Origin of the sequence: Streptomyces sp. SP18BB07 (assembly GCF_036322545.1) — a bacterium.
In the GTDB taxonomy this organism is placed as follows: domain Bacteria; phylum Actinomycetota; class Actinomycetes; order Streptomycetales; family Streptomycetaceae; genus Streptomyces; species Streptomyces deccanensis.
Genome location: NZ_JAQYWT010000147.1, coordinates 1 through 1,500 on the forward strand (window position 1 = coordinate 1; position 1,500 = coordinate 1,500).

Here is a 1,500-nt window from a genome sequence, read left to right on the forward strand (position 1 = left end):
AGGAGGATTCCCAATGACGTTGTCAAGCCGGGGTGGTGACGCCTCGTGATTGGGTCATGCCGCTGCGGCAGCAGGGAATGGAGCTGTGGCCTCGAAGGTCCGGTGGTCGCGTATCAGGGCCCAGAGCACGTTCAGGCGGCGTCTGGCCAGCGCGAGGACGGCCTGCTTGTGGGACTTTCCCTCGGCGCGTTTGCGCTGGTAGAAGGCCTTGGACTGGGGACAGTGCACGGTGGCGACCTGGGCGGAGAGGTAGAACATCCGCAGGAGCCGTCGGCTGTAGCGTCTGGGCCGGCGCAGGTTGCCGCTGATCTTGCCCGAGTCGCGGGGCACGGGGGCGAGTCCGGCGACGCCGGCGAGCCGGTCGGGGCTGCCGAAGGCAGCCATGTCACCGCCGGTCGCGGCGATGAACTCCGCGCCGAGCATGTCGCCGATGCCGGGCATGCTGGTGATCACTTCTGCGTCGGGATGCTCGCGAAACCGGCCCTCGATGAGGGCGTTGGTCTGTGCGATCTCCTCGTCGAGGGCCATCACCTCCCTGGCCAGGGTGTGGACCATCTTCGCGGCGGTCTTCTCCCCGGGGACGACGGTGAACTGGGCCTCGGCCGCGGTGACCGCGGCGTCGGCGGCGCTCTTGGCGACGTTCAGGTTGCGCACGCCGTGGTTCTTGAGCCAGGTGGCCAGCCGGGCCCGGCCGATCCGGCGCAGGGCGGCCGGGGTCTGGTATCCGGTGAGCAGGATGAGCGCGGTCTTGGAGGTGCTGTAGTCGAAAGCCCGTTCCAGGGCGGGGAAGTACTCCAGGATCTGCGCGCGGAGCCGGTTGATCGCCCTGGTGCGGTCGGCGGACAGGTCCATGCGCCGGCCGGTCAGGATCTTCAGGTCGACCGCGATCTCGCTGGTCTCCTGCAAGGGCTGGAGGTCTCGGCGCATCCGGGCCTGGTCCGCGATGACGAAGGCATCCTTGGCGTCGCTCTTGCCGTCGCCCCGGTAGGAGCCGGAGGCGTGGTGCACGGTCCGGCCGGGGATGTAGAAGAGCCGCTGCCCATGGTTGACCAGCAGCGCGATCCACAGCGCGGCACCGCCGGCGTTGAGGTCGACCGCCCAGGTGACGGGGCTGCCGTCGGCCAGGTCCAGGACGTCACCGAGCAGTTGCAGCAGCTCGTCCTCGCTGTTCGGTACCCGGCGCGAGAGCGCCTTGGTGCCGTCCGCGTCGATCACGGTGCAGTGGTGTTCGCCCTTGCCCGCGTCCGTCCCCGCCCACAGTTCGGGCACCGGACCCTCCTTCGTCGTTCCCGCGTGCTGTCCCAGCAGACGACCTCGCTGTCACGTCCATACGAGCGATTCGGTTCGCGCATCCCAATCAGCAGTCGAGTCGTCGCGGGATGCCGGGCGGCCAATCCTCCTCAGCCACGAAAGCGGCACTCGCATGAAAGCCATACCCGGCATCCCTGGGTGTCCCGATCTTACGAATGACCGCGATCAACCCACGAAGAAAGGTATGGA

At 68.3% G+C, this 1,500-nt stretch carries 1 protein-coding gene; it reads right to left on the reverse strand.

Annotated features, from left to right (window positions below):
• Positions 1-54: 54 nt before the first annotated feature.
• The gene (locus PUR53_RS00835; protein WP_329907034.1) at positions 55-1,269 is read right to left on the reverse strand and encodes an IS110 family transposase; all 1,215 of its coding nucleotides are present in this window, start codon (positions 1,267-1,269) and stop codon (positions 55-57) included.
• Positions 1,270-1,500 lie beyond the last annotated feature (231 nt).